Source organism: Glaciecola sp. KUL10, assembly GCF_003203515.1.
GTDB lineage: Bacteria > Pseudomonadota > Gammaproteobacteria > Enterobacterales > Alteromonadaceae > Glaciecola.
In genome coordinates this window covers 243,781-267,428 of record NZ_BGNG01000003.1, presented here as the reverse complement: position 1 = coordinate 267,428, position 23,648 = coordinate 243,781, and the positions used below count along the sequence as shown (strand labels likewise).

General features: G+C 40.1%; 24 protein-coding genes. 18 read left to right on the top strand and 6 right to left on the bottom strand.

What is annotated here, in order from left to right; all coding sequences use genetic code 11:
* Positions 1 to 99: 99 nt before the first annotated feature.
* From KUL10_RS07415 to rfbB, 8 genes are read left to right on the top strand one after another with little or no spacing between them, the layout of a single operon-like run.
* Complete coding sequence (locus KUL10_RS07415) at positions 100 to 1,812, top strand: polysaccharide biosynthesis/export family protein (protein WP_110428275.1); 1,713 nt, start codon at positions 100 to 102, stop codon at positions 1,810 to 1,812.
* A 3-nt stretch (positions 1,813 to 1,815) separates the two neighbouring features.
* Positions 1,816 to 2,601 carry an ABC transporter permease gene (locus tag KUL10_RS07410; RefSeq protein ID WP_110428274.1) on the top strand — a complete coding sequence of 262 codons (786 nt, stop codon included), beginning with the start codon at positions 1,816 to 1,818 and terminating at the stop codon, positions 2,599 to 2,601.
* A complete protein-coding gene (locus tag KUL10_RS07405) occupies positions 2,598 to 3,248 on the top strand; it encodes an ABC transporter ATP-binding protein (RefSeq protein WP_110428273.1) in 651 nt (216 codons plus the stop codon). Before KUL10_RS07410 ends, KUL10_RS07405 begins: the two co-directional genes overlap by 4 nt.
* A 60-nt stretch (positions 3,249 to 3,308) precedes the next feature.
* Positions 3,309 to 4,796 (top strand): lipopolysaccharide biosynthesis protein, encoded by a 1,488-nt coding sequence (locus tag KUL10_RS07400; RefSeq protein WP_110428272.1) that lies wholly within the window; start codon positions 3,309 to 3,311, stop codon positions 4,794 to 4,796.
* 21 nt (positions 4,797 to 4,817) lie between these two features.
* Positions 4,818 to 5,699, top strand: a complete 882-nt coding sequence (rfbA, locus tag KUL10_RS07395) for a glucose-1-phosphate thymidylyltransferase RfbA (protein ID WP_110428271.1) — start codon at positions 4,818 to 4,820, stop codon at positions 5,697 to 5,699.
* 3 nt (positions 5,700 to 5,702) lie between these two features.
* Positions 5,703 to 6,254 carry a dTDP-4-dehydrorhamnose 3,5-epimerase gene (rfbC, locus tag KUL10_RS07390; RefSeq protein WP_110428270.1) on the top strand — a complete coding sequence of 184 codons (552 nt, stop codon included), beginning with the start codon at positions 5,703 to 5,705 and terminating at the stop codon, positions 6,252 to 6,254.
* Positions 6,255 to 6,259: 5 nt separating this feature from the next.
* Positions 6,260 to 7,123, top strand: coding sequence for a dTDP-4-dehydrorhamnose reductase (gene rfbD / locus KUL10_RS07385; RefSeq protein WP_110428269.1), 864 nt, complete (start codon positions 6,260 to 6,262; stop codon positions 7,121 to 7,123).
* 16 nt (positions 7,124 to 7,139) lie between these two features.
* On the top strand, positions 7,140 to 8,216 hold the full coding sequence (gene rfbB, locus KUL10_RS07380; protein WP_110428268.1) for a dTDP-glucose 4,6-dehydratase: 1,077 nt from the start codon (positions 7,140 to 7,142) through the stop codon (positions 8,214 to 8,216).
* A gap of 17 nt (positions 8,217 to 8,233) precedes the next feature.
* Here the strand turns inward: rfbB and KUL10_RS07375 are convergent, their stop codons facing one another.
* Genes KUL10_RS07375 through KUL10_RS07350 form a run of 6 tightly spaced genes read right to left on the bottom strand, consistent with a single transcriptional unit; the run spans position 8,234 to position 13,793 of the window.
* Positions 8,234 to 9,016, bottom strand: coding sequence for a bifunctional 2-polyprenyl-6-hydroxyphenol methylase/3-demethylubiquinol 3-O-methyltransferase UbiG (locus KUL10_RS07375; RefSeq protein ID WP_158525337.1), 783 nt, complete (start codon positions 9,014 to 9,016; stop codon positions 8,234 to 8,236).
* 38 nt (positions 9,017 to 9,054) lie between these two features.
* Complete coding sequence (locus KUL10_RS07370; protein ID WP_110428266.1) at positions 9,055 to 9,663, bottom strand: hypothetical protein; 609 nt, start codon at positions 9,661 to 9,663, stop codon at positions 9,055 to 9,057.
* Entirely contained in the window at positions 9,660 to 11,840 is a 2,181-nt protein-coding gene (locus KUL10_RS07365) for a type II and III secretion system protein (RefSeq protein WP_233499742.1), read from the bottom strand. The genes KUL10_RS07370 and KUL10_RS07365 overlap by 4 nt, the downstream gene beginning before the upstream one ends.
* Before the next feature lie 18 nt (positions 11,841 to 11,858).
* The gene (locus tag KUL10_RS07360) at positions 11,859 to 12,317 is read right to left on the bottom strand and encodes a hypothetical protein (RefSeq protein ID WP_110428265.1); all 459 of its coding nucleotides are present in this window, start codon (positions 12,315 to 12,317) and stop codon (positions 11,859 to 11,861) included.
* On the bottom strand, positions 12,310 to 12,891 hold the full coding sequence (locus KUL10_RS07355; RefSeq protein WP_110428264.1) for a hypothetical protein: 582 nt from the start codon (positions 12,889 to 12,891) through the stop codon (positions 12,310 to 12,312). Before KUL10_RS07355 ends, KUL10_RS07360 begins: the two co-directional genes overlap by 8 nt.
* Complete coding sequence (locus KUL10_RS07350; RefSeq protein ID WP_146216764.1) at positions 12,888 to 13,793, bottom strand: hypothetical protein; 906 nt, start codon at positions 13,791 to 13,793, stop codon at positions 12,888 to 12,890. The genes KUL10_RS07355 and KUL10_RS07350 overlap by 4 nt, the downstream gene beginning before the upstream one ends.
* Positions 13,794 to 14,008: 215 nt before the next feature.
* Between KUL10_RS07350 and KUL10_RS07345 the strand changes: the two genes are divergently transcribed.
* The 10 genes from KUL10_RS07345 to KUL10_RS07295 all read left to right on the top strand — a co-directional run bounded on the left by KUL10_RS07345 (position 14,009) and on the right by KUL10_RS07295 (position 23,648).
* Positions 14,009 to 15,628 carry a GspE/PulE family protein gene (locus KUL10_RS07345; RefSeq protein ID WP_233499741.1) on the top strand — a complete coding sequence of 540 codons (1,620 nt, stop codon included), beginning with the start codon at positions 14,009 to 14,011 and terminating at the stop codon, positions 15,626 to 15,628.
* Entirely contained in the window at positions 15,625 to 16,812 is a 1,188-nt protein-coding gene (locus KUL10_RS07340; RefSeq protein WP_110428262.1) for a type II secretion system F family protein, read from the top strand. The genes KUL10_RS07345 and KUL10_RS07340 overlap by 4 nt, the downstream gene beginning before the upstream one ends.
* A 68-nt stretch (positions 16,813 to 16,880) precedes the next feature.
* Positions 16,881 to 17,249, top strand: a complete 369-nt coding sequence (gene gspG / locus KUL10_RS07335) for a type II secretion system major pseudopilin GspG (protein WP_233499740.1) — start codon at positions 16,881 to 16,883, stop codon at positions 17,247 to 17,249.
* Between the two features lie 53 nt (positions 17,250 to 17,302).
* Positions 17,303 to 17,683: a prepilin-type N-terminal cleavage/methylation domain-containing protein gene (locus tag KUL10_RS07330; protein WP_110428261.1), complete on the top strand. Its 381-nt coding sequence runs from the start codon at positions 17,303 to 17,305 to the stop codon at positions 17,681 to 17,683.
* 3 nt (positions 17,684 to 17,686) lie between these two features.
* A complete protein-coding gene (locus KUL10_RS07325; protein ID WP_110428260.1) occupies positions 17,687 to 18,133 on the top strand; it encodes a type II secretion system protein J in 447 nt (148 codons plus the stop codon).
* A gap of 6 nt (positions 18,134 to 18,139) precedes the next feature.
* Positions 18,140 to 18,730 carry a type II secretion system protein J gene (locus KUL10_RS07320; RefSeq protein ID WP_110428259.1) on the top strand — a complete coding sequence of 197 codons (591 nt, stop codon included), beginning with the start codon at positions 18,140 to 18,142 and terminating at the stop codon, positions 18,728 to 18,730.
* A complete protein-coding gene (locus KUL10_RS07315) occupies positions 18,717 to 19,649 on the top strand; it encodes a hypothetical protein (protein ID WP_110428258.1) in 933 nt (310 codons plus the stop codon). Before KUL10_RS07320 ends, KUL10_RS07315 begins: the two co-directional genes overlap by 14 nt.
* Before the next feature lie 355 nt (positions 19,650 to 20,004).
* Positions 20,005 to 21,366: a hypothetical protein gene (locus KUL10_RS07310; RefSeq protein ID WP_110428257.1), complete on the top strand. Its 1,362-nt coding sequence runs from the start codon at positions 20,005 to 20,007 to the stop codon at positions 21,364 to 21,366.
* Positions 21,367 to 21,430: 64 nt separating this feature from the next.
* Positions 21,431 to 22,813, top strand: a complete 1,383-nt coding sequence (locus KUL10_RS07305; protein WP_110428256.1) for a hypothetical protein — start codon at positions 21,431 to 21,433, stop codon at positions 22,811 to 22,813.
* Between the two features lie 307 nt (positions 22,814 to 23,120).
* Positions 23,121 to 23,648 carry a hypothetical protein gene (locus tag KUL10_RS07295; RefSeq protein WP_146216763.1) on the top strand — a complete coding sequence of 176 codons (528 nt, stop codon included), beginning with the start codon at positions 23,121 to 23,123 and terminating at the stop codon, positions 23,646 to 23,648.

Sequence of the window (23,648 nt, the reverse complement as noted above, 5' to 3'; positions counted from 1 at the left end):
ATGTTATGCTCGAAAAAAGCATAATAATAAAACTGCTGGGCGCTCGAGTATTGCTTGCATAAGCTAAAATCTCCCCCAGCCATAATTGTCAAAGCGCATATGAATAAAGTAAATTTAGTATTAATACTAGTATTGTTCCCTCTCTATAGCTGGTCGCAAAGTCTTTCAGAACAGAATCAACAGGCACGAGAGATAAATCAAGCCTCAAACCTACCTTTAGAAAACTTTATATCCTCGCAAGGGACTCAACCACGACAAACTGCATCTTTGGGAGGAAATAACTTTTTAACGTCTGATGGTGTCATTCCATTTGGGGCTAACCTTTTTCTTCCAAATAATGCTTCTTTCCAACGAAGTGGGGTCAATCCTGAGTATTTAATTGCAGTAGGCGATAAAATCTCAGTTCAATTATGGGGTGCGGTAAATCTTTCTCAGATCTATACTGTTGATACTCAAGGCAATATTTTTATCTCTTCTGTTGGTCCTTTAAAAGTTCAAGGTTTGTTTGCTAAGGATTTAAATACAACTATTACTAGTAAAATTAGACAGGTGTATACCGATAATGTAGAAATATATGTGAACTTGCTTGCATCAACGCCTGTCAGCATATTCGTCACCGGAAAAGTAAATAAACCAGGGCAATATGCGGGTAACGCTTCAGATTCAATATTGTTTTTTTTGAGACAAGCTGGTGGTATTTCTTCAGACTTGGGTAGCTATAGAAATATTGAAGTGATTCGTTCGAGCGAAACCGTTGTTACTATCGATTTGTATAGTTTTCTTACTCAAGGGGAACTCATAAATCATTCGTTTCAAGACGGTGATGTTATTTTAGTAAAAGAACGCTCTGATGCCATTACTGTTGAAAAACCAGATACTTCGCAGCGCACGCTCTTTGAGCTTTCAAACGCTGATGCGACCGGGCAATCAATTACAAGCTTAGCACAACTAAGCCCCAGAATTAGTCACGTGGCGGTTACCGGTGTCCGGAATAATAAACCAATTTCAGTTTACCTCTCAATGGATGACTTTTCAGATTTTCGACTTCAAAATGGTGATTCACTAATATTTAATGACGATATAAAACCTGAAGTTATTAGTGTAAAGCTAAAGGGCCAGTTTCTCGGACCATCACTATATACTCTTCCCGACAACACCACGTTAAAAACGTTACTTGAGAAAGTTGAATTCGACGAAAAGCAAGCTGATTTGAACTCAATATATATCGTTAGAGAAAGTGTTAAAAAACAGCAAAAAGTATTGTTAGAAGAAAGCTTAGCGAGATTGGAAAGGCTGATATTTACCGCTCCGGCCTCTTCAGACGGAGAGGCACGATTGCGGGCTCAAGAAGCACAATTGGTTGCTCAGTTTATTGACAGAGCTAGAAAAGTTGAACCTAAGGGTAAGGTGGTTGTTTCAATCGATGGCAAAGTCAGTGACGTGCGTCTAGAGCAGGGTGATGAAGTCGTTATTCCTCAATTCAGCGATCTTATCAATGTATCTGGAGAAGTTATGCTCCCTCAAGCACTTGTTTTTAAGCCTGACGCCAGTATCAGTGATTACGTAAATTGGGCGGGTGGATATACTGACCGAGCAAACAAAAATGCCATAGTTCTGATACATCCGAATGGTCAAACTTCGATCGTTAATCATGATCATTATTGGTTTGGAAGTGGAGCTGAAACCAAACTCAAACCAGGAGATCAATTACTTATCACTCCTAAAGCTGATAGTAAGCTAATGCAAACCTTCAAGGATGTGACGCAGATTATCTTCCAAATTGCTGTGGCGGCCAACGTAGCAACTAATTAATAAATGGCTAAGGTAAACGTAAGAAATCATTGGCAAATATGGAAAGACGTTGTCTTTGCGCTTTTTGTTCGCGAGATTAGGACTGGCTTTAGTGACAAGTTGGGATTAAGTTGGGCGATTGTTAACCCAATAGCTTTTATTTTTATCCTGTCTTTTTTGCGAGGGCGTCTCGATGGAGGCGAAACTCATGGAATGCCGACGTTCGTGTTTATGGCCCATGGGATGTTAATGATCCAGTTGTTTCTTACTATGTTCAATTCTTTAGTCCGGGTAGTAAAAAAAGCCGCACCATTATATGCGTTTAGGCAGGTACAACCGATCAGTCCAGTACTTGCTGCGTCAATGTTTCAAGTAGTGCTTGAAGTATTTATCGTCTTGGGCGTGTGCATATTAATGTTTTTACTGAGCATAGAGTTGCGAATGGATAATTTTCTATTGTTTGCGTCTAACTTTGCGAGTCTAGTAGTTTTCACATTTGCGATTGGCCTGTTATTTGGACTTGCAACTTGTTTTGTACCTGAAATACTTAAGCTTCAACAAATCCTTACACGACCATTATTTTTTATATCTGGCGTGTTTTTTTCAATGAAAGACGTCCCACAAGAATATTGGTGGTTGTTCGATTGGAACCCAATCTTACATACGATTGAACTTAATCGATACGCGGCATATTCAAGTTATGGAAGTGAAGGTGTAGATTATAACTACTTACTGCTAGTGACCTTATTCACACTTTGCATTTCATTTTTGTTCTATCGTTCTTCTTGGAAAGCGGGAATATCAAGATGATTGAACTTAAAAATGTTGATAAATACTACCCAAGTGGATTGGGTAAACAGTTTGTATTTCGCAATCTTACTTTTGACATACCGACCAATACCAATCTTGCGTTATTGGGGAAAAATGGAGCGGGTAAATCTACATTATTCCGAATGTTAGCAAAGTCCGAATACCCTAATGCAGGCTCTATATCCACTCAAAAGAATATCTCCTGGCCCGTCGCTTTGTCTACAGGAATTCATCCGGCAATGACTGGAAGAGAAAATACTCGTTTCATTGGTAAAGTAAACGGCGTTGAAGACTTAGACCTGTATGAAGATAAAGTTTTGAAATTCTCTGAGTTAGATAAAAAATTTGATTTGCCAGTGGGGACATACTCAAGTGGGATGCGCCCCAGGTTAGCATTTGCGTGTTCCATCGCTATCGATTTCGATGTGTATCTGATTGATGAAGTAACATCAGTTGGAGACGCAGGTTTCAAGCGTCGAGCAAGAAAAGCATTATTTAACAAATCAAAAACAGCGAGTGTTATCATGGTGAGTCATTCCATGTCAGAGGTTCGATTGTTCTGTGACAGTGCAATTGTATTAGACAAGGGGAAACTTGAATTTTTTCATGATATAGAGCATGCCATTGAGGTTTATGAGCGATTGTAATTAAATTTTGGCTATATCGATGAGTCAACGGATGTACTTTGTAAAAGGCAAAACGAATAAATGACAGTGTTACAAGACGACCCAGCTATTTACATCAAATCTTTAAGTAAAGAAAATCGTGATAATCTTGATTTTTTGCTTGAGCAAATTGATGTTTATTGGCAAACGCATCCCAAAATTATTAATCATTTGTTTTCTAGGTGTAAAAAGCTTGCATCTGATAGAGGGGATACAAAAACTGTCTCTAAGATTGACGCACTTCGTCTCAGGTGGGAAGTCGAATCAGAGGACGGGACTGAAATCGAGGCAATATTAGGCCGAAAAAGTCAAAAAATAACACCAGTCAATGCGGGAAATCAGCACCAAAATAATTCATTGACTGCGAAGGGGCCGATAAAAGCGGTACGAGCTTTCGCTGCAAATTATGGATTGTTAGTATTTGTGATAATTCCTGTTCTGGTTTTTGCTTTGTACTTATTAATGATTGCGACTCCACGTTTTGAATCTCAAGCGCAACTCGTTATCAAACAAGCAGATGGTGCTATGTCAACAATTGATCCATCCTTGGCATTGCTAAGTGGGTTTGGCAATACCCAAAACAATAGCGATACCGAACTAGTTAAAGCGTATATTTTATCGAGCGATATGATAGCGTTTTTAGAGCAAGAAATTGAATATACTGAACACTTCCAAGTGCATAGCTGGGATCCATTCAGTAGACAAACGAGCGATGCAAGCAAAGAAGATAGATTCGATTATTTTCAAAAGCATGTAGTGGTAGAGATTGATCCCAATTCGTCCATTATTTCAGTGCGCGCACAAGCTTTTGAGCCTGACTTTGCAAATTTGATTACTAACACAATCGTAAAACAAGCAGAAGCTTTCATAAATCAAATTGGACATGATTTGGCTAAAGCGCAATTGTCATTTGTGCAAAATGAACATGAACTCACGCAGGAAAAGCTTCAAAATGCTCAGCGGCGATTACTAGCATTTCAGCGTAAATATAACTTACTCGATCCAGAAGCTGAGGGCGTCGCGTTACAACAAATTACGTTCGAACTAGAATCTCGGATAGCGACAAAAACAGCTGAACTCAATGCTTTACTTAGTAGTATGTCCACAAGTGCACCGCTGGTCATTCAAACAAAAGACGAACTAAGTAGCCTTGAGCAGCAATTACGTTCTGAGCGGGAGCGACTGACGCGTTCCGTTGCATTTGAGTCAAACGTAGACCTTAGTAATTCCGAACATCAAAGCGGCGAAGGTGAGCTCGGCGTTAATGCGATATTGTCAAAGTTTAGTGACTATAAAATTGATTTAGAGTTTGCTTTGCAGTCCTACTCAGCTTCAAAACTTTCACTAGAGCAGGCTAGAATTCAAGCTTATAAGCAATTAAAATACTTAGTAACAATTGAGTCTCCTACATATCCCGAGGAAGCAAAATACCCTAAAGTGTTTTATAATCTCGTGCTGTTATTGGCTGTTTTACTTGCTGTATATTTTATCGGAAAAATGCTGATTGCTACTGCTGAAGAGCTCAAATAATTGTAAAAGGAAAAAAAATTCATGACTAAAAAAGGAATTATTCTGGCAGGTGGGTCAGGTACTCGACTTCACCCTCTAACACAAGTGGTCAGTAAACAACTGATGCCTGTGTATGATAAACCAATGATTTACTATCCAATATCGACATTGATGTTAGCTGGGATAAGCGAAATCCTTATTATTTCTACACCTGCAGAGCTTCCTCGATTCAAAAAGCTATTAGGAGACGGAAGTCACTGGGGCGTAAGTTTTGAGTATGTTGAGCAAGCATCGCCGGACGGCTTGGCTCAAGCATTTATACTTGGCGAGTCGTTTATCAATAATGACCCCTGCGCCCTAGTTTTAGGGGATAACCTTTTCTATGGCCATGATCTTCCAGTGTCTTTGAAAAATGCTGCTCAGCAAACGTCTGGCGCAACTGTTTTTGGATATCATGTGCACGATCCCGAGCGCTATGGCGTCGTCGAGTTCAATGATGATTGGCGTGCTGTCTCTATTGAAGAAAAGCCCCTCAACCCGAAAAGCAATTATGCGGTTACAGGCTTGTACTTTTATGATAATCAAGTCGTTGAACTTGCTAAATCTGTTCCGTTATCAGCCAGAGGCGAATATGAAATTACAGACCTAAATAACTTGTATTTAGAGCAAGGCAACCTTCGAGTTGAACTAATGGGAAGAGGGTCTGCGTGGCTAGATACTGGTACAATAGATAGTTTACTAGATGCATCAGTATTTATTTCTGCAATTGAAAAACGTCAAGGGCTGAAAATTTGTTGCCCCGAAGAAATTGCATATCGTCAGGGCTTTATTAATGAAACTCAACTAGAGTCACTTGCTGCTCCATTGATAAAAAGCGGGTACGGTCAATACCTAATGAAAATATTAAATGAGAAAATTAAGTAATTTATGAAAGTAGTTAACACAGATATACCAGACGTTAAAATTATAGAGCCTCGCGTTTTTGGTGATGACCGTGGTTTCTTTTTAGAAACTTTTAGAGATGATTGGTTTAGAGAAAATTGTGCAGACGTGACCTTCGTGCAAGATAACCACAGTAAGTCTTCTCAAGGAATACTGCGCGGTTTGCATTATCAACTTGAACATACCCAAGGTAAATTAGTAAGAGTGACGCACGGAAGCGTTTTTGATGTAGCTGTAGATATGCGTAAAAATAGTGTCAGTTATGGACAATGGTTTGGTACTGAGTTGTCAGCCGAGAATAAGCGTCAAATGTGGGTGCCTGCTGGTTTTGCACACGGATTTTACGTGACAAGTGAGAGTGCTGAATTTTTGTACAAGTGTACCGACTATTATCATCCTGAATCTGAGGTCTCACTTGCGTATAACGACACTAAGCTATCTATCGACTGGCCACTAGTAAATGGGAAGGCGCCTTCTTTATCAGCGAAAGATGAGCAAGCTCATAGTTTTGATACTGCTCCTAAGTTTGAAGGTTAAGTTTAATGTTAGCGATAATAGGTAAATCCGGCCAGCTATCTCAGGCTCTCCAAGAGTTGTGCACGTCAATTCAGCAACCCATGATAGCCTTTGGAAGAAATGATATCGACTTGCTTGACATCGAAAGTGTTCTTGAAGCTTTTCATACGCACTCGGTTTCCGCTGTCATTAACGCATCAGCGTACACAGCAGTTGATAAGGCGGAAACAGATCAACAGGCTGCATTTGCTCTAAATGATTTAGCGGTAGGTAACCTTGCAGAAGCAAGTAAGAAGCAAGGAATACATTTAGTGCATGTATCAACAGATTATGTATTTGCAGGGGATAAAGGAAGTCCATATCAACCCGATGATGAGCTTGCACCGAATGGTATATATGGCGCCAGTAAAGCGGCAGGTGAGAATAATCTCCTTTCGAAGTATGGCGAAAACTCATGTGTATTGCGTACTAGTTGGGTGTATTCAAAATTTGGCAATAATTTCGTTAAAACCATGTTGCGTTTGATGAAGGAAAAACCTGCTTTGGGTGTCATTGATGATCAGATCGGTTCACCTACGTCAGCGACCACACTTGCTGAAGTATGCCTAAAAGCATCACAATCAAAATTAATAGGTGTTCACCATGTTAGCGATGAAGGAGTTGCTTCTTGGTACGATTTTGCGGTTGAAATTCAACGGCAAGGTTTAGACAAAGATATATTGGTAAACAAAATACCGATCAAACCAATATTAACGTCTGAGTATCCAACTCACGCAGCCAGACCACATTATAGTGTGTTGTCTAAAAGTTCTCTAAAGAAAGCGCTTAACGATATAGAACTACCTCATTGGCAACATGCGCTAGCACTAGTCATCAATGACCTAGCATAAATTTATTGGAAGAATTATGAGTAAAAAATTATTAGTTACCGGCGGCGCTGGGTTTATTGGTGCCAATTTTGTGCATTATTGGTTAGGTAAATACCCTGATGATGAAGTGACTGTGTTGGATGCATTAACTTACGCTGGCAATATTGAAAGTTTATCTGTAGTAAATGACAATCCCCATTTCTATTTTAAGCAAGGTGATATATGTGATACTGATTTGGTTGAAGCCTTAATGGTGGAGCGCAGTATTGATACGATCGTGCATTTTGCAGCTGAATCCCATGTGGATAGGTCGATTACCGGTCCTGATGCATTTATAGAAACTAATATCTTAGGAACTTATTCCCTATTAAAAGCAGCAAAGAAATTGTGGATAGATACTCCCAAGGAGCAAGGTCTACCAGAAACAAAACATCGTTTTCATCACGTTAGCACTGATGAAGTATACGGTACGCTCTCACCCACTGATCCTGCGTTTACCGAAGATACGCAATACGCACCTAACTCACCATACTCGGCAAGTAAAGCTGCCAGTGACCATCTCGTGCGTGCGTATCATCATACTTATGGGCTTCAGGTGAGCACAAGTAATTGCTCCAATAACTATGGCCCTTATCACTTCCCTGAGAAATTGATTCCATTAGTTATTACTAATATATTGCATGATAAGCCACTCCCAATTTACGGAGACGGTCAGCAAATTAGAGACTGGTTGTATGTCGAGGACCATGCTGTTGGTATCGATTTAGTTATTAACAAAGGTATTGTAGGAGAAAATTACAATATTGGCGGTCATAATGAATGGGCTAACATTGATATCGTGAAGTTGATTTGTGAACTTATGGATAAGGCCTTTGCTGCTGACCCTTCGTTGATCCACAGATTTCCACAGGCTAAGCAAGTTTCACAAAACAACTCTAAGTCTTTAATTACCTATGTGACAGATCGTTTAGGCCATGACAGGCGCTATGCGATAGATGCTAGCAAAACAACTAACGAGCTTGGTTACAAACCCTTCGAATCCTTTGAATCAGGTATTCAAAAAACATTGAAATGGTATCTTGATAATGAGAAGTGGTGGAGGCCGTTACTGTAGCTAAAAAACGCTGTTATTCAGCGTTTTTTAGCGACTACCGAGAAAAAAGTCCTATATTTGGGGAAGAGTTTGAGAAACCTATTTCCCCAAGTTCTCTTTGACTCCGAATCAGATTGCCATTCACCTCTGTAAATAATCACTTCTGTATCAAAACCGATATGTGACAAAAAGGTAATGACTTCATTTGTGCTATACAGACGAATATGACCCATATGTCCAATAAGCTCAAGCTTCCTATATTCGTTAAAAAGGTTACAAGGTAATTTGTTTTTGAAAACAAAGTTGTACCACCCCTTCCAAGACATTAAATTAGGTGTTGATAGCATTATTTTTCCACCGGGTTTTAACACTCTATGAACTTGCCTGAGTGTGAAAATCGGATTAATACGAAGATGTTCGAACACTTCGTTAAATATGGCTGCATCAAAAGTATTGTTTTCAAATGGTAATGCTTGGGTCTCAAAGTCAATGCGTTTAACATCAAGTTTATGTTTGTGGATTGAACCTGCAAACCGACCGGGTTTTAGGTCAAGTCCAGTGACCTCATACCCTTTGTTTTTTAATACGGTTGTCAACAAAAAGGGAGCTGAACCGAATTCTAATATCTTGTCACCCTGTTCACAGAATTTCTCAGTGTAGTCAATGTCGTAAGATAATCGTTTGCGTTGGCTATTTGCATACTTTTTGTACCAATCGACTATTTCAGGATCTTTGGGGTGAATTTGTTGGCTAATAGCTTTAAGTGCGTCGTAACTTGATTGAGTTACCTGCCAGTTTTCTGAGATTGTTTTTATTTTCAATATCGTTCCTTGAACTCAATTTAATTGCTAATCAGATGCTATTGATTTGGGGCGGGCGCAACTTTAATAATACCTTTGATAGGTGTTCCGTCGCTTTCCAATGTTTCAAGTACTTTAAATCGTTTTTTAACGGTAGGACGCTCAGCACTGACTAAACCTTCAACAATATAAGCAAAATCAACTCTCATCATCCAATCCTCTTCACCGTTATACACGACCATGCCTAAGGGGAAGTTAACCGTCACCGCGTCTAGGGCTTTTCCACTTTCTGCTTCATTAGTCACCGCTGCATCAACAAACTTGGCTTCCGCAGTCGGTTCATTGAGGCAGGAAATCCGCTTAACAATCGATTCGTAGTCTTGTCTTATAATTTCAGTACTGACATCCTCGGTCAGAAAGTCTGGAAAATTTGTGCCGCGACCTAATATGTGAATGCTTGGGAGTAGTTCGTTAGCACATTCAAAGCCAGTGACCTCAATCGTATTGATATCTAACTTTTCGATTGCAGCACTCACCTTCTCTGCATAGGTCATATTCGTTGAGGTAGTTTCTTCGCTTTGTTGTTCATTGGTGCAAGCACTTAACAAGGCGATTGACGCGATAGAAATAATAAATTGAGATGTTTTTATAAATGTGTTTTTTCTCATAGGGATAACTCTTCTATTCTTGAACGTTGTAATTCGTCTGTTAGATCTTGTCCTTCCTCTGGCGAGCTAATGATATATGGAATAATCATTACCATGAGTTCAGTTCGGTCCTGTGAATTTGTATCTGTTGTGAAAAGCTTGCCTAAAATAGGCAGTTTGCCTAAAACCGGTATACCTCGCGTTCCCTCTGAAGTAGAGGACGATATCAATCCACCGATGAGTACCGAGCCACCATCTTTGAGTGTTACTGTTGTCGATATTGAGCGATTTAGAATAGTCGGATTGCCGTCACCGGTCGTGTCCGATGCTTCACTAAGTGATTGATTAATTTCAATATCTACAAACCCAGAGGCGTGAACTGTTGGCTTTATATCTAAAATAACACCTGTTTTCCTATAGCTTTGGTTCGATACGATCTGAGAATCACTCGAAACAGTGCTTTGTGCTGTGACAGTTGTTACAGGAATCTCATTACCCACATCAATCGATGCTTGTCCGCCACTCTTGACCATGATTCGAGGTCTTGAGCGAATATTGGCTTTACGGTTTTGATAAAACGCATTCACCAGCGCGCGTGTCTGACCAGCGCTTTCAAGGCCAAGGTTAAACCCTGAACCACCTATACTTAAGGCGTTTAAGGTACCAAAACTGAGGTCAAAGCCGCCTAAGACACTGTTTGCAAGCCATTCAACACCAGTGGATTCATTGTCGTTTAATTGTACTTCCACCAACATGACTTCTACCATGACTGAGGGAGCTGGTTTATCCAGGTTCTTAACAATGGGTAGTATTTTTAGCCATTGTTTACCACTGCCACTAAATAAAATTGTGTTGAGTTGCTCGTCTACCGTAAATCGACCAAAAGAATCGTCGGCAGTACCACTTGTTGGTGGTTGTGTTCTATTGGTGACCGTCTGCCGTTGACCCGTTGCAGAGATAGTTTGATCACCTATCGCATTTCCAGACAACGACGACTGTGAAATTCCGACCGCGTTAGCAACGCCTAGGTTACTCAAAATGTTGACAATGTGTGAAGCAGAGGTGCTTTGGACCTGATAACTAAATAACCCTTGTTCTATTTCGCTTTGACGCTCAACTTCTAATTGTCTTACCCAATTTATCACATGGTTAAGGTTGTCTTGTGAGCGAGTGAATACGACTAATTGTCCTACTGACTCTAAGGCTAACAATCTTATTGCTCCGCCTCCTAAGCTAGCACCTTGCTTCACTGCAAAGCCTTCAGTGCTTAACACTTGTTCAAGGTTGTCAGCTAAATCTTTGACATTACCTGTGTTTGGAGTGACTACTCGAGAATACAAACCGGCCATTGATGGTTTATCAAACAATTCTGCGGCGGCGATCGCTTGCTCAAGTTTGTTTTTTGTTGCCGTTATTATTAGTGAATTCGAAAAAGGATCGTCTTTAATATCAAGTTCGTTTCGTTTGAATAGCGGTTGAATATAGCCTCTTAAGACAGACGTTGATAAGGATTTTACTTGGTAAATATAGAACAAAGGCCTGTTAGTCTGAGGTACTTCTGGTAAGGTTCTTCCGCTCACCATAAGAGGTGTATCACCCTTGCTCGCTTCTTGTGAATAACTAAAGGTTAGTATTTCGTTATCAAATGAAGTTGTGACTCCATATGATTCTAAGGTTGTTGAGGCTATGCGATATAGTGCTTGTTGATCGACAGCGTTTGATAAGCGCATAGTGACTAAGTCTTTAGCATTGTTGACTTGGGGTTGAATCACAAAACTTAAGCCTAACTGATTACCAAATACTTCATTTATAAAAGTACCAACTGGCATATTGTTGAATGCGAGCCTTTCAATTTTCTGTGTGTTATCAAGCATTGGTAGTACTGCTTCTGAAGCGATAACAGACTGCTGACTGACGCTCAATGTTGGTGTTTTCTCAATTCTCAAGGATTCATTAGTGTTGAGTGTTTCAGTCGGGCCGTTACTCTCAATCAATGTAATGCTATCACTGTCAACTAACGTTGGTTCTCTAAGGGCCGTTGAAAACACTTCGGGGTCATCCTTGGATAACTGATATGCTGGTCCTCTCATATTGGCGCAACTAGTCGTTAAGCCAACTAACATCACTAATAGTATCGGTTTACCTAACTTGCTTAGTGAACAGTTTAAATTAGGGGTTATCTTCGATTGAGTTTTCATTAAATATGTGCTTTTGTCTTATTCGAATAATTCAAGGGTATGAGTAGCTTGATTCGAAATATTTTGCCAAGTAATTTTGGCATCTGATATTTCTACTAGTTCCCACTGCTCAAATAATAAATCTTTTAATTTTACATTTCGTACTGTTTCTTGTGAGTCAATAACGATAAGTGCTTGAGGTTCATTGGTCTCCAACACGCCAATGAGCCTTACATTTTCAATACCGACAATTATGGGGGCTTTATTGTCTTGTGACGATTCCTCAGTGTCCACGCTAATGTCTTGTGACTGCTTTTTCACGTCAAACGCTTTTATCATTCTTATTTGAGCGGACCATCCACTTTGAGGCTTCATTTCATTTAGTGTGTAGTTTGCCGGCACGTTAGATGTCGATTTTGTTGACGCTGGTATTGAGTTGTATATTGCAACAAATAGGAGCCCACTCACTACTATTGTAGCTAAACCAGACCTAGTCATTGTTTGACTCCAAAAACTGAAAATCTATTACAATCTCAACTCTATCCGATGTTCTTGGAGAATATTGGAAAGTGTATAAGCGTTGATTTGCACTATTCTCTATTTTTTCGAGTAGTGTGACTAAATTAGCCGCTTCTAATTGGCCACTGGCCTGAACCCTAATCGTGATAACCTCATAGGAGGCCAGTGTAAGGCTATCATTGCCAATTAAATTCATCCTTAGTGATTTAAAAACGTCAGCAACAAGGCTTTCCATTTGTTTTAAAGCATCAGCTTCTGCAACACTCACAGAGTTCACGGTCTGCATTTGTTTCAAAATAGAATCAAACGCTGTATCTATTTCTGAGATGGTTTTTTCACTGAGCGGATGAGCTTTGACGTTTTCGAGTTTCTCCATCAACTCATAAGATCGGCTAAGTTCATTTGACTGTGAATTCACGGCAACGATGAGTCTCTCACAAAGTGAAATCGCTAAAATTAGCATGACTACTAGCAACAACCACTGTAATCGGGTTTGGTTCTTTACCTGTAAGTACAGGTCACTATTCTTGAATGAATTTACAAGTTGATTCATTTTATACCCACCTCTATCACCCATGTTTGAGCTAGGCTATGCGGGCGGATATTAACTCGTTCGAACTCGATTTGCTCTTGAAGTTGTTCAACAACTCTAGATACATCGACTTCAGCGCTGTAAAAAACTAGCTCGATCGTATTCGTTTGCCAAACAATATCCAGAATATTGATGTCTTGTGTATCTTTGAGTGCTGTAAACACAAGTCCTATACTGTGTGCAAACACAGTTTTTTGGTTGCGCCAATTTTGTATATGCTCAACAAACCTAAACTTTGTGTTTGCTTGATCTTGGGCATTTAGTATTGGACCGATTTCATCATTTAATTTGGTGTTTCTATTTTCAACAAACTGAGCTTGAATATAAACACTTGTCACCAAAAAGAAGTGATAAGCAAAGACACTTAAAAATACAATTGACATCAGGACGAAGTATGTTTTTGGTTTGTCCAGCAACTCTTTGATATCTCGATGGGTGCACCAGGATTGCTCGAGTCGCAGTGCTTTATGTTCGATATCTCCAAAATAGTTTTCACTATTGCTAAAACTTGCACAGTTAATTAACACTGATCCTTTCCACGTTTGTTTGTACAAGTATTCGGACGACTTTACAAAGTGCACGCCATCTTCTAAAGCATTACAGCATGACGTTTCTGGTAAGCCGTGTAGTGGCTCTTTACTAAACCACATGCATAGACCAGTTTCGATTAGTTGCGAGTGGCAATAAGCACTTGGAAACGGTGCTTTTGTTTCTTTTTTAAGTTCACACCACTTGTGTCGTTCAGCCTTATCAAGCCCACTAGGAAATGGTTCAAAAAAATAAAATGTAGCGGTTGTTGAATCTACACTTTCACTTTTTTGCCATATGAGATGTTCGAGTTTTTTTAAACTATTTTTAAGCAAGTTTTTCACTCAAGTAAGATTTACTGGCCACTTTGAGAACAAAGCTCTTGTTTTTTTAATTTGTGGTGTAATATACACTAAATATACTTGGTTGATAAATAGATGTTTAATATCAAAAAAAATAATGAGACTAGTGATCTGTGACTGGCTTGATTCCGAATTTTTCAGCAAAAGATAAGCAAGTTTATCTGACAAAAATAAGTTCAAAATTTAGCTTGAATGAACAGCAAGAATTTAATCTTGAACGATTGCTCAGCGAGGACGTATCGCTGCTGTTTAGTGCACCAAATCAATTGGGTATTTGTGCAGAGGATGAAGCTTACCAATTAATAGCCGAAACAATGGGCTTTGACTTAGTCGCTAATAATGCTCAAGTACCAAATGCGTCTGACATAATTTCATCAGTAAGTCAGGCTGGGCTGAGCGCAGATTGGTGCGTGATGCACGGTATTTTCCCGCTAATAAAGTCATCACAAACCTCAATTATTACAAATGATTTTCTAAAACACGACATAATCGGTGTGTTAATGAGCGCCTTAAATGTGGGTGACGATGTTGAGATAAAGCTGATTACGCCTTCAATGCTAAATAGTTTAGTTGACGAAGTTGAGCGTGAGAGAGCCGTTAGTGAACTTTTATCAAGTAAAATTTCTAGTTCAGCTGCCTTGGCAGAAGAAGCGCCGATCATCAATTTGGTGAATGGCATTATAGATCGCGCCATCATCCAAGAAGCTTCAGATATACACATTGAGGCTGGCGAACAATCCTTTAACATTCGCTTGAGAATAGATGGAAAAATGCAATCTTTGATGCATCAACCGATGTCCCGGTTTGCAGCCGTCGCTTCAAGGATTAAATTGCTATCAGATTTAGATATTGCCGAGCGTAGGTTACCACAAGACGGCAGATTCTCTGTTCAATCTGGCCCATTGGCATTTGACATTCGCGTTTCAACTGCGCCTGATGTTCATGGAGAATCAATAGTGCTAAGGCTATTGCCCAAAAAGCGAGATCAATTGTCGTTAGATAATTTGGGGTTTGAACAAAGCGATTTGAATAAAATCAAGCAATGGGGAGCACTGCCTAATGGAATAGTTTTGGTGACTGGACCGACGGGTTCAGGAAAGTCCACAACCCTATATGCATTGCTTTCAGAGATTAAAACTGGAACTGAGAAAATTGTGACGGTGGAAGACCCGGTGGAGTATCAGCTTGAGGGTATCACCCAAGTTCAGGCGAGAAGCGATATTGGTTATACCTTCGCAAAGGCATTGAGAACGTTTTTACGCCAAGATCCAGATGTTATTATGGTGGGTGAAATTAGAGATAAAGAAACAGCTGATATTTCGGTTCAATCTTCTCTTACGGGTCATCTAGTTTTGTCAACCTTACACACCAATGATGCGTGTTCAGTCTTTCCACGCTTAAGTGATATTGGTATTGAGCCATATCTCGTGGCTGCTACTGTCCAAGGTGTACAGGCTCAACGTTTGGTTCGCAAGCTATGCGAAAAATGTAGCGAACCTACTGTTCCTCCGGAGTTTCTGACAAATACTGCTTATACTGATTCTAACTGGCGAAAACCAAAAGGTTGTAGTCACTGCTCAAATAAGGGCTATAAAGGTAGAATTGGGATTTATGAACTGGTGGAAGTCAGTGCTAGTTTAAGAGAATTAATTGCTAATGGTGCAAGTCTTGAATCATTAAGAGCTCAAGCAAAAAAGGACGGTGCTAAATTTTTGTTCGATGATGGTTTGATAAAAGCCTCGAGAGGCATCACAAGTGTGGATGAAGTGTTAAGGGTTTGTTCAACTAACGAAGAGACGAGCGTGTGAAATTTCGATATCAAGGCATTCACAAGGGCACCCAACAGAAGACACAAGGCTTGATTGAGGCAAGCTCTAAAGCTGAAGTACTATCCAAACTATCACAAGAAATCGAACTATTTGATGTTCAAAGAGAGCAAATCCATCAAAAGGCTGTTAAAAAACTCAAACTCAAAGATTTGCTTGTGCCACTGCAAGAGCTTGCGACACTGAGTGAATCAGGTGTTAGCTTAATTGATTCGTTGGCTGCAATAGCTGAGAACAGCGAGTACCAAGATCTTAGCCGAGGCTTTCACGAATTAGTAGTTGCTATAGAGTCAGGAAGCCGTTTCTCTGACGCCATTGAACGCTCGAAAATGCCTTTTCCCGAGTATGCAGCGCAATTAATCAAAGCAGGGGAGTTATCTGGCCAACTGGCTGCTTCGTTGCGCAGTATAGCCGACCAAATGGCTTATGAAATAGGCGTGGCAAACGATATTCGAAGCGCACTAGCCTATCCGATTATCTTAGTTCTTTCTGGTTTAAGTGCGATGCTGATTATATTTTTCGCTGTGGTCCCCAAATTTAGTCACTTGCTTGATGCGGAGCAGGAATTACCTACCCTAGCGGTGATAGTGCTTAGCGCTGGTAAAGCTGTAAATGACTCTCCTTTTGTAATTCTGTTTGCTTTGAGTCTAATATTGATTGGCATCGTGGCTTTGATTCAAAATAAAACTCTAAGAGCAAAAGCATTAGAGATATCATTATCAATGCCTGTGGTCGGTCAATGGCTTGCCGAGCAAGATGCTGCAAAGTGGTCATCTTTGTGCGCGGCGATGCTAAAGGCAAAGGTTGGGTTGGTTCCAGCATTGCAACTTGCAGCAAACGCTTGCACGTTTCAAACGCGAAAACGTCGAGCAGAAGAAATGGTTAAACAGATTGAGTCTGGTGACGCATTTGATGAATCTTTAAAAAAAGCAAATTTAGTATCGTCCACTTCTTTGAATCTTATTTCAGTTGGTGATAAGACGGGTAATTTAGCTAAAATGTTAGAGGCAGTTGCCAATCTGCACGATGAATCATGTAAAAGAAAAATGAAACAAGTGCTCACGCTTATGGAACCGATCGCTATATTAGTTGTCGGTGTTTTGATAGGAACGATGGTGTTGGGAATAGTGCTCGCAATCACTGCATCAACAGACATTGCGATATAGCACTAATAGTTGCGTGTTAATTACGAACAAAAAGCCTAAAATTTAGCAGTAATCAAAAGGAAGCATAAATGCGATTCATCTCCAGAAAAATTTTCACAAAACGTCAACGCGGATTTACAATGATAGAGCTATTGGTAGTTTTAGTTATATTGGGCTTACTTGCGGGGCTCGTAGGGCCTCAGTTTTTTGGGAAAGTTGATTCATCGAAAGTACGCACCGCCGAAACTCAGGTCAAAATGCTCAAGATGGCCTTGCAAACATACCGATTGGATGTTGGTAGCTACCCTGACAGCCTTGCAGAACTAACCACAAAACCTGCCAATAGCAGTAGTTGGGCAGGGCCATATCTAGATGAAAATCTACCAGATGACCCCTGGAATAATAGTTACGTTTACGAGAAAAATTCCTCTGCCCCCCAAGGTTTTTTACCTATATAGTCTAGGCGCCGACGGGCAAGCGGGTGGAGAAGAATTTAATGCAGATGTAGGTTATGTTGCCAGTCAATAAGCCGGTTCCAGGTTTTTCAATGATAGAGCTCATAGTTGTGCTGTTAGTGTTGGCATTATTAAGCGCTGTTACGCTTCCGAATGTTTTTAAATGGTACGAAAGTCGACAGAAAGCACAATTAAGAAACGAACTCATAGCCAGCATCGCTAATTTGCCACTATATGCATATAGCCAGCGAAAAACGCTCATTATTGCAAATAGCAGCGAGTTTCCATTTGAGCTCCCACAAGATGTGTTTCTTACGTTTCAACCCAGCCTAATTGTAAAAGCAAATGGTTATTGTATGCCCGCCACTCTGGAGGTTAAAAAAGATCAAGAAACTATGAGTCTTACCATCGAGCCTCCATATTGTAGAGTGAAATAAGCCATGGTTAAACTTCAACACGGCTTTACGTTGATTGAAACCTTGGTCGCTATGGTTATTCTTTCAATTTCATTTGTTGCTATTTGGGACTGGCTGAGCACCGCTAATCAGACTACGAGTAAAATAGAAGAAAACATCGTCTTACCTGAAACAATTCATCAATTTCATTCTTTTTTGATGACAATTTCATTTGATAACCAAAATGAAGGTATATTCGAGATAGGTGAGCACTCCGTTCATTGGCAGGCGAAGCTCGTGCAAAAAAGTGATGAGTTTTTGTATCGCAGACAAACAAATTGGATCGTCGCAAAATATGCTGTCGATTTTGAGGTACATAGTCAGCTGGGCGTAATGTTCGATAATACTTTTATTATTATTAGACAGTGGGAGGACCCCAACGCCTTTGATACTTCGATTTTTTCAGGTCGCCGCATTGGCAGCAATGGGTAAGCATTAATGAAGTCTAAAGGATTTAGCTTGATTGAATTGTTAGTGGTCATGGTGATTATGAGTCTCGTGACCAGTTTGTTGGCCGTTGGATTAAGCGCGACTACTCGCAATTTTGAGCGGCTGAATACTCGGTCACTGATAAATAATCATTCAAATCTTTCTTTGGTATGGTTGAGAGAGAGTATATTTGATGCTGTACAATACCATCCAGAATCCCCAGTCTTTAGTGGGACATCAAACTCATTATCTTTCATATCTGCAAGTGCCCCTGATGCTGCTAATGGACAAGCGACGCACCTTATTTGGTCGTTGAAGAAGCAAGGCGATTCAACTTTCTTGAGTTATGCAAGCGCTTTTTCTACTGAGATAAACTTCACGAAGATGAATAGCAATAGTTACTTTGAGTATTACAGTAATCAAAAATGGGGGGCTGCTTTTGTTCCTACTGCGGCTGCTTTGCCTGATGCTATTAGGTTAATTGAAAATGAAAGGGTAGTAATGTTTGCCCATTTAAGAAAGCCTGGCTTGGCAGTTGTACCCGCTGAGATGGCCGCATTTGGTGCCTATGAATTTGGACAGTCTGATGACACCTTTTAGTACCTTGCGTCCTCAAAGAGGGGCAATACTTTTGATTGTACTTGTGTCGATCATGGTTTTGACTCTCATGATTGCGGCCGCTTCAAGGTTAATAGACGGCAAAATCGAAACGGCAAAGTTTGCAAGAGAAAGCGCAAACGATATCGTGTTGACCAAAAATAAAATTGCGGAGTTACAGTATGTGGTAGCTACTCATCCATTAAATTCGGCCGGTTTTCTTAGGCGAATCCCAAATAACCCGGCTGAAATTCAGTCTATGACAGAAGTCTCGGGTCGAGAAATTAAGGTAAATGGAACATTTAATGAAGATAGCAACGGGCTGAGGTATTCTATTCAAGCTTCAACAGGATTATTACCGATTAACAGTGCCGACCAATTTTGGTTGCGAAGCTTTTTGATAAATAGCGGTGCTTCACTATCAGACGTAAACCGCTTGCTTGATGGTTTGTACGATTATGCCGATGCTAACAGTAGGCCAAAACCCTTAGGTCACGACCAAAAGAAGACTCCGATTAATCAATTTGAAATCCAGACGCAACTGCACCCAAACTATTTACTACAAACATGTGGCGAACTTTTTAATATAAAGGTGTGGAGAGATTATCCGCTCACTCAATCAGTCGTTGATGTGTGCAGTGTTTCTAGAATTCCTAGTTTAAACCTCAATTCAATACCAAAGCGCCTCTTTATGCGCTTGTTTCCCAATGCTGAGCGCGGTCCTTGGGAAACCGAAAAAGGGGTGTTTAGTAACGACAAAGCTGTATTGAATTCGATAACTGAAATAATTTCAGTGCCTGATGAGTACTACTCTTTGCTGTTAAACGAATATTTTATACTAAACGTGAGTATCGGAAACTATACTCAAAGTGCAGCGATTAGAAGGGGGGTAGAAAAAATTCCACCTATACTTCCAAAATAATTCTAAGTATAGTTGGTTCTCGGCCGATACTTCACTTGTTGAAGCGGCTCAAGCGAGTAATATTTTTAATTTATTGATATAAAACAATGTTTCGCGTTGCAAAACAAAATTTTTCTGATATAAATTAATGTGAGCGGCACAACGATAAGCAAACGCATTGCACAAAAAAGCAGCTCGCGGCAAATTAGAGTTGTTCAGCAAAACATAAAAGTTTGTATTTTAAGTTAAAAAAGTTGAATAGCTCAAAACTGTGTTGTACCTTATAGGGGATGTCTGGTGCTTTGCATTCAGAATACCGTGTTGGCAAGTGCGCCACGACAAACAAAAACTACTTAACACTCTCAGGAGTATTTAAATGCTAAACAAAAAAATCTTGGCGACAGCGGTAGCCGTTGCCTTTTCTACAAGCGCTGTTGCAACTATCGATCTGGATGCAGCTTCAAGCGCTACTGGTACGCTTACATTGGCAAACGAGTCATTTTCTAGCTCAGATTTAAATGGTGACGACCGTCTGGTTATCACTAACAATACTAATGCGCTAGATATCGTCAAGGAAGTTGGCTTTACTGTTGGTCAAGGTGCAACTCGCTTTGTACGCATTGACTTGGATGGTGGCGTTTTTAACGCGGCTCCGACACTTACAACTGACGGTGATGGTTCATCTCCTGCAGATTTCAGTGCAAGCATTTCATCTGGCGGTACTGCTGGTGATTCTTTCGTTATTTTCGAAGTAAATGACCCTGACGAAGATATTTTACAAGATGACGTGTTTACGATTGCAGCTGCTACGTTTGCAGCTGATACCGGTACAGCGTTATCAGTTCGTTATCGTTTATTCGAAACGGGTGCAGGCGCAGTTAACCAGCTTGATTCAGCAGAGCTTGTTGATGACAGTGCTAACATGGTTGTGTTCGCTAATGCAGCGACTGGTGTTTACACTTCTGCAGATACGTTAACTGCTACTGTAGCATCTCAGTTTAAAGCATGGGAGCTTGAGACCAACGTGGCTACCGCTACTGTTGGTGAGTTAGGTACAATTGATCATGACTTAGGCATCGCGAGTGGTACTTACGTCGAGGCAGATGGTACTTCATTTGGTGCGGACGACTTGTTCAGTGGCTCAGCTCAAGACATCACTATCTCTGGTGATTTTACTTTCGGTGACTTTGACCTTGGTCAAGCAGGCGACTGTTCAAGCCTTGAAGATGGTACTCCAGCTCTTAATGATGACAAAGATGAAGCTGTATTTAGTATCTCTGACATCACATCTGATAACTTCACGTTATGTGTAACTCTAGACGGAACTACTGATGTTGCGCTTAAAGGTTCATACGAAGGTGAATTAGCGACTGATGACTTAGTAGGCGCACTTGGTACAATCGTATATGATACGACTACTATCGAAGTTCCTTACGTTTCAACTTTCGACGGCGTTAACCAAAGAATTTACATCGTAAACGATGGTTCTTCATCAGCGCTTTACACAATTACTTTCATCACAGAAGACGGTGTTGAAGCTACAGCAACTGCTGCAGCTACTGGCACAGCAGCTGGTGACGAAGTAACGATGCTTAAAGTTTCTGATTTAGTAACGCTAACTGGTGGCACACGTGCTGCAGCTACTATCGAAATCGAAGCAACTGATGCTGACGTAAGTGCATCAACTCAAATCGTTAACCGTTCAACTGGTGGCACAGACACTGTTGTTCTTAACTAAGAGTTTTTCTTAAGTTGACCAAAAGCCTTCGCTATGCGAGGGCTTTTTTTTTGAAAGAGAGATTATGATACAAAAACTATTGCGATTAATAACTTGTTTTGTTTGCTTAGCATTGTTTAATGTAAGTCTGCAATCTTCCCCTGTGCTCCTAGACAATGGTGAAACTAGAGTTTATGCATTTGAGTCTTTAGCATCGGTTGATGAAGCAGTTGTGATTGCAGATACCAGTGATGAACTTGAACTGTCAATGACGGTGGATTTCTCTATTTCGATAGACCCTAAATATGCTCGAATAGATTTAATTAATACTAGCTTTGAGGCTGCGCTCGACTCTTCTGGTTTTAATTCAGACCCTAATTATGAATCCCTTCTTCTTTCAGGTGGACAGGTAGGCGATACCTTTGCAATCATCAGTTTGACTGCTTCCACCTCTCAAGGACCCAATACTGAATTAGTTTTATCCTCCTCAAGCTTTTTGATTGACGCCCCTCAAAGCCCAGCGCAAATAAGGTATCGCTTGTATGACAGTGCCGGTGCAGCCGTAAATTTAGGTGATGAAATAGTTTCAAAAACGTTTACTTTCGCAGAATTTAAAACGGGTATTAGTGAGTTTTACGTGACTTCGAGCACCCAATATGTGGATATTAATGAAGACTTTCTTCGATTTAAACCGAGTTTTCGCTCTCCCTTTAGCTTTGAGTTTGGAGATGCAACTGAAACATTAGCTTCGGTAGCATTCTTTGACCAGTCTAGATTGATTTCAAGTGACTTGTTAGATTATCAGACAAGTCTAGCAATTACTGATATAAGAGGTCTTTTGATTAACTATGATTCAAGTGCAGATACTCTTCAAATTAGCGGCACATTTTCATCGCTGAACACATTTTTAGCTCAAAATGAAGATTGCACAGGTTCTCAAGTTGCCTTATCTCCAAACAATGGGGTTGCTCTGTTTAGTTTAGATGACTTGGTTACTCAACCCTATTTCTGTTTACAGGCTACTTCAAATACTGATGTTATCTCAAGAAGCGAGTTTACTTTAGACTTAGGCTTTGGACCCGAACCTCGTCTGCTTGCAAAAGTGTTATATAACGCTGTATCTATTGATTTTCCATATATCACTGACTTTGAGAATTTGAGGCAACGTATTTACATGACTAATTTTGCAGATAGAGAAGTTAAATACTATTTCGAATTTATAAGCGAGACGGGCAGTGAAAACCAATTTACCCTAACTGACACCGTGGCGGGAATGGTGCCTGCAAAATCTACTTTAAAATTGAACTCAACGGATTTGGTGGATATTTTTTCTGGGGTTGCTCCTAGGATCAGTGCTCGTTTGTATATCGACACTACTCCTTCTGAAATCGCGGTTGCCACTCAATTGATTTCCTTGTTAAGTGATGCACCACCAGTAACAAGTGAATTGGAAATTAGGTCTAATTAATTGTGCCTGGCATTAAGTTAATTACGGGAATTCCTAGGTCAGGGACGACCTTGTGCTGTAACATAATTAATCAGCAAGCCAATACAATTGCTCTTCATGAACCAATTGATCCTTCAAGTGTTACTGTTAAAGAAAATGTGATCGAAACCCTAGACAAAAAATTAAAGCTCTTAAAACAGCCATTTTTCGAGGTGAAGCCTTTGAACACGGTGATGTAGAAGGTACAACCATATCGAACCCCGTTTCGACTGAAAGGAGTAAGTTAACAGGTAAAAGAATTACTTCTGCATCGAGAGGGTTGATTAACTTGACTGAATATAAGGGTACAGCGTTTAATCTATTTGTTAAACAAAACGCTTTGTTTACTGCCAATTTGACATCCTTAAATGAACATTATGCAGTTACCTGTATTGTTCGCAATCCTGTCGATGTTTTCATGTCATGGTGGAGTATTAACCTTCCTGTTTCAAAAGGTAGATTACCCGCGGCTGAAAAGTTTGATTCTGATCTTGCAAAGACTCTTGAAAAAAATGGTGTGTTCTGGCGTCAAATGCGGATATACGAATGGTTTTGTCATCAGTTTAAACACTCTAAATCACCAGTTATCAAGTACGAGGATATAATAAGCAGTGGAGGTAAGTGCCTTTTTGATGCTTGTGAACTAAATGAAGCTAAACTAGAATCTTTAAATACCCCTGAACGTCAATTTAAGCCAGAGGAATTAAAGATTTTGAAGAATCAATCTAAGGCTATTCTTAACTTAAATACCCAAGGTTTTTATAGCTTAAATGATATAAGCGGGCGCTTAAATCAATTACTCAGTAATATTGATTAA

Bases quoted from the DNA above. Each gene is read 5' to 3' on its own strand.
- KUL10_RS07405 (WP_110428273.1), top strand. From the start codon at position 2,598: ATGATTGAACTTAAAAATGTTGATAAATACTACCCAAGTGGATTGGGT.
- rfbB (WP_110428268.1), top strand. From the start codon at position 7,140: ATGAGTAAAAAATTATTAGTTACCGGCGGCGCTGGGTTTATTGGTGCC.
- KUL10_RS07415 (WP_110428275.1), top strand. From the start codon at position 100: ATGAATAAAGTAAATTTAGTATTAATACTAGTATTGTTCCCTCTCTAT.
- KUL10_RS07310 (WP_110428257.1), top strand. From the start codon at position 20,005: ATGCTAAACAAAAAAATCTTGGCGACAGCGGTAGCCGTTGCCTTTTCT.
- rfbC (WP_110428270.1), top strand. From the start codon at position 5,703: ATGAAAGTAGTTAACACAGATATACCAGACGTTAAAATTATAGAGCCT.
- KUL10_RS07400 (WP_110428272.1), top strand. From the start codon at position 3,309: ATGACAGTGTTACAAGACGACCCAGCTATTTACATCAAATCTTTAAGT.
- rfbA (WP_110428271.1), top strand. From the start codon at position 4,818: ATGACTAAAAAAGGAATTATTCTGGCAGGTGGGTCAGGTACTCGACTT.
- KUL10_RS07410 (WP_110428274.1), top strand. From the start codon at position 1,816: ATGGCTAAGGTAAACGTAAGAAATCATTGGCAAATATGGAAAGACGTT.
- KUL10_RS07370 (WP_110428266.1), bottom strand. From the start codon at position 9,663: ATGAGAAAAAACACATTTATAAAAACATCTCAATTTATTATTTCTATC.
- KUL10_RS07355 (WP_110428264.1), bottom strand. From the start codon at position 12,891: ATGAATCAACTTGTAAATTCATTCAAGAATAGTGACCTGTACTTACAG.
- KUL10_RS07365 (WP_233499742.1), bottom strand. From the start codon at position 11,840: ATGAAAACTCAATCGAAGATAACCCCTAATTTAAACTGTTCACTAAGC.
- KUL10_RS07330 (WP_110428261.1), top strand. From the start codon at position 17,303: ATGTTGCCAGTCAATAAGCCGGTTCCAGGTTTTTCAATGATAGAGCTC.
- KUL10_RS07320 (WP_110428259.1), top strand. From the start codon at position 18,140: ATGAAGTCTAAAGGATTTAGCTTGATTGAATTGTTAGTGGTCATGGTG.
- KUL10_RS07325 (WP_110428260.1), top strand. From the start codon at position 17,687: ATGGTTAAACTTCAACACGGCTTTACGTTGATTGAAACCTTGGTCGCT.
- KUL10_RS07360 (WP_110428265.1), bottom strand. From the start codon at position 12,317: ATGACTAGGTCTGGTTTAGCTACAATAGTAGTGAGTGGGCTCCTATTT.
- KUL10_RS07305 (WP_110428256.1), top strand. From the start codon at position 21,431: ATGATACAAAAACTATTGCGATTAATAACTTGTTTTGTTTGCTTAGCA.
- KUL10_RS07315 (WP_110428258.1), top strand. From the start codon at position 18,717: ATGACACCTTTTAGTACCTTGCGTCCTCAAAGAGGGGCAATACTTTTG.
- gspG (WP_233499740.1), top strand. From the start codon at position 16,881: ATGCGATTCATCTCCAGAAAAATTTTCACAAAACGTCAACGCGGATTT.
- rfbD (WP_110428269.1), top strand. From the start codon at position 6,260: ATGTTAGCGATAATAGGTAAATCCGGCCAGCTATCTCAGGCTCTCCAA.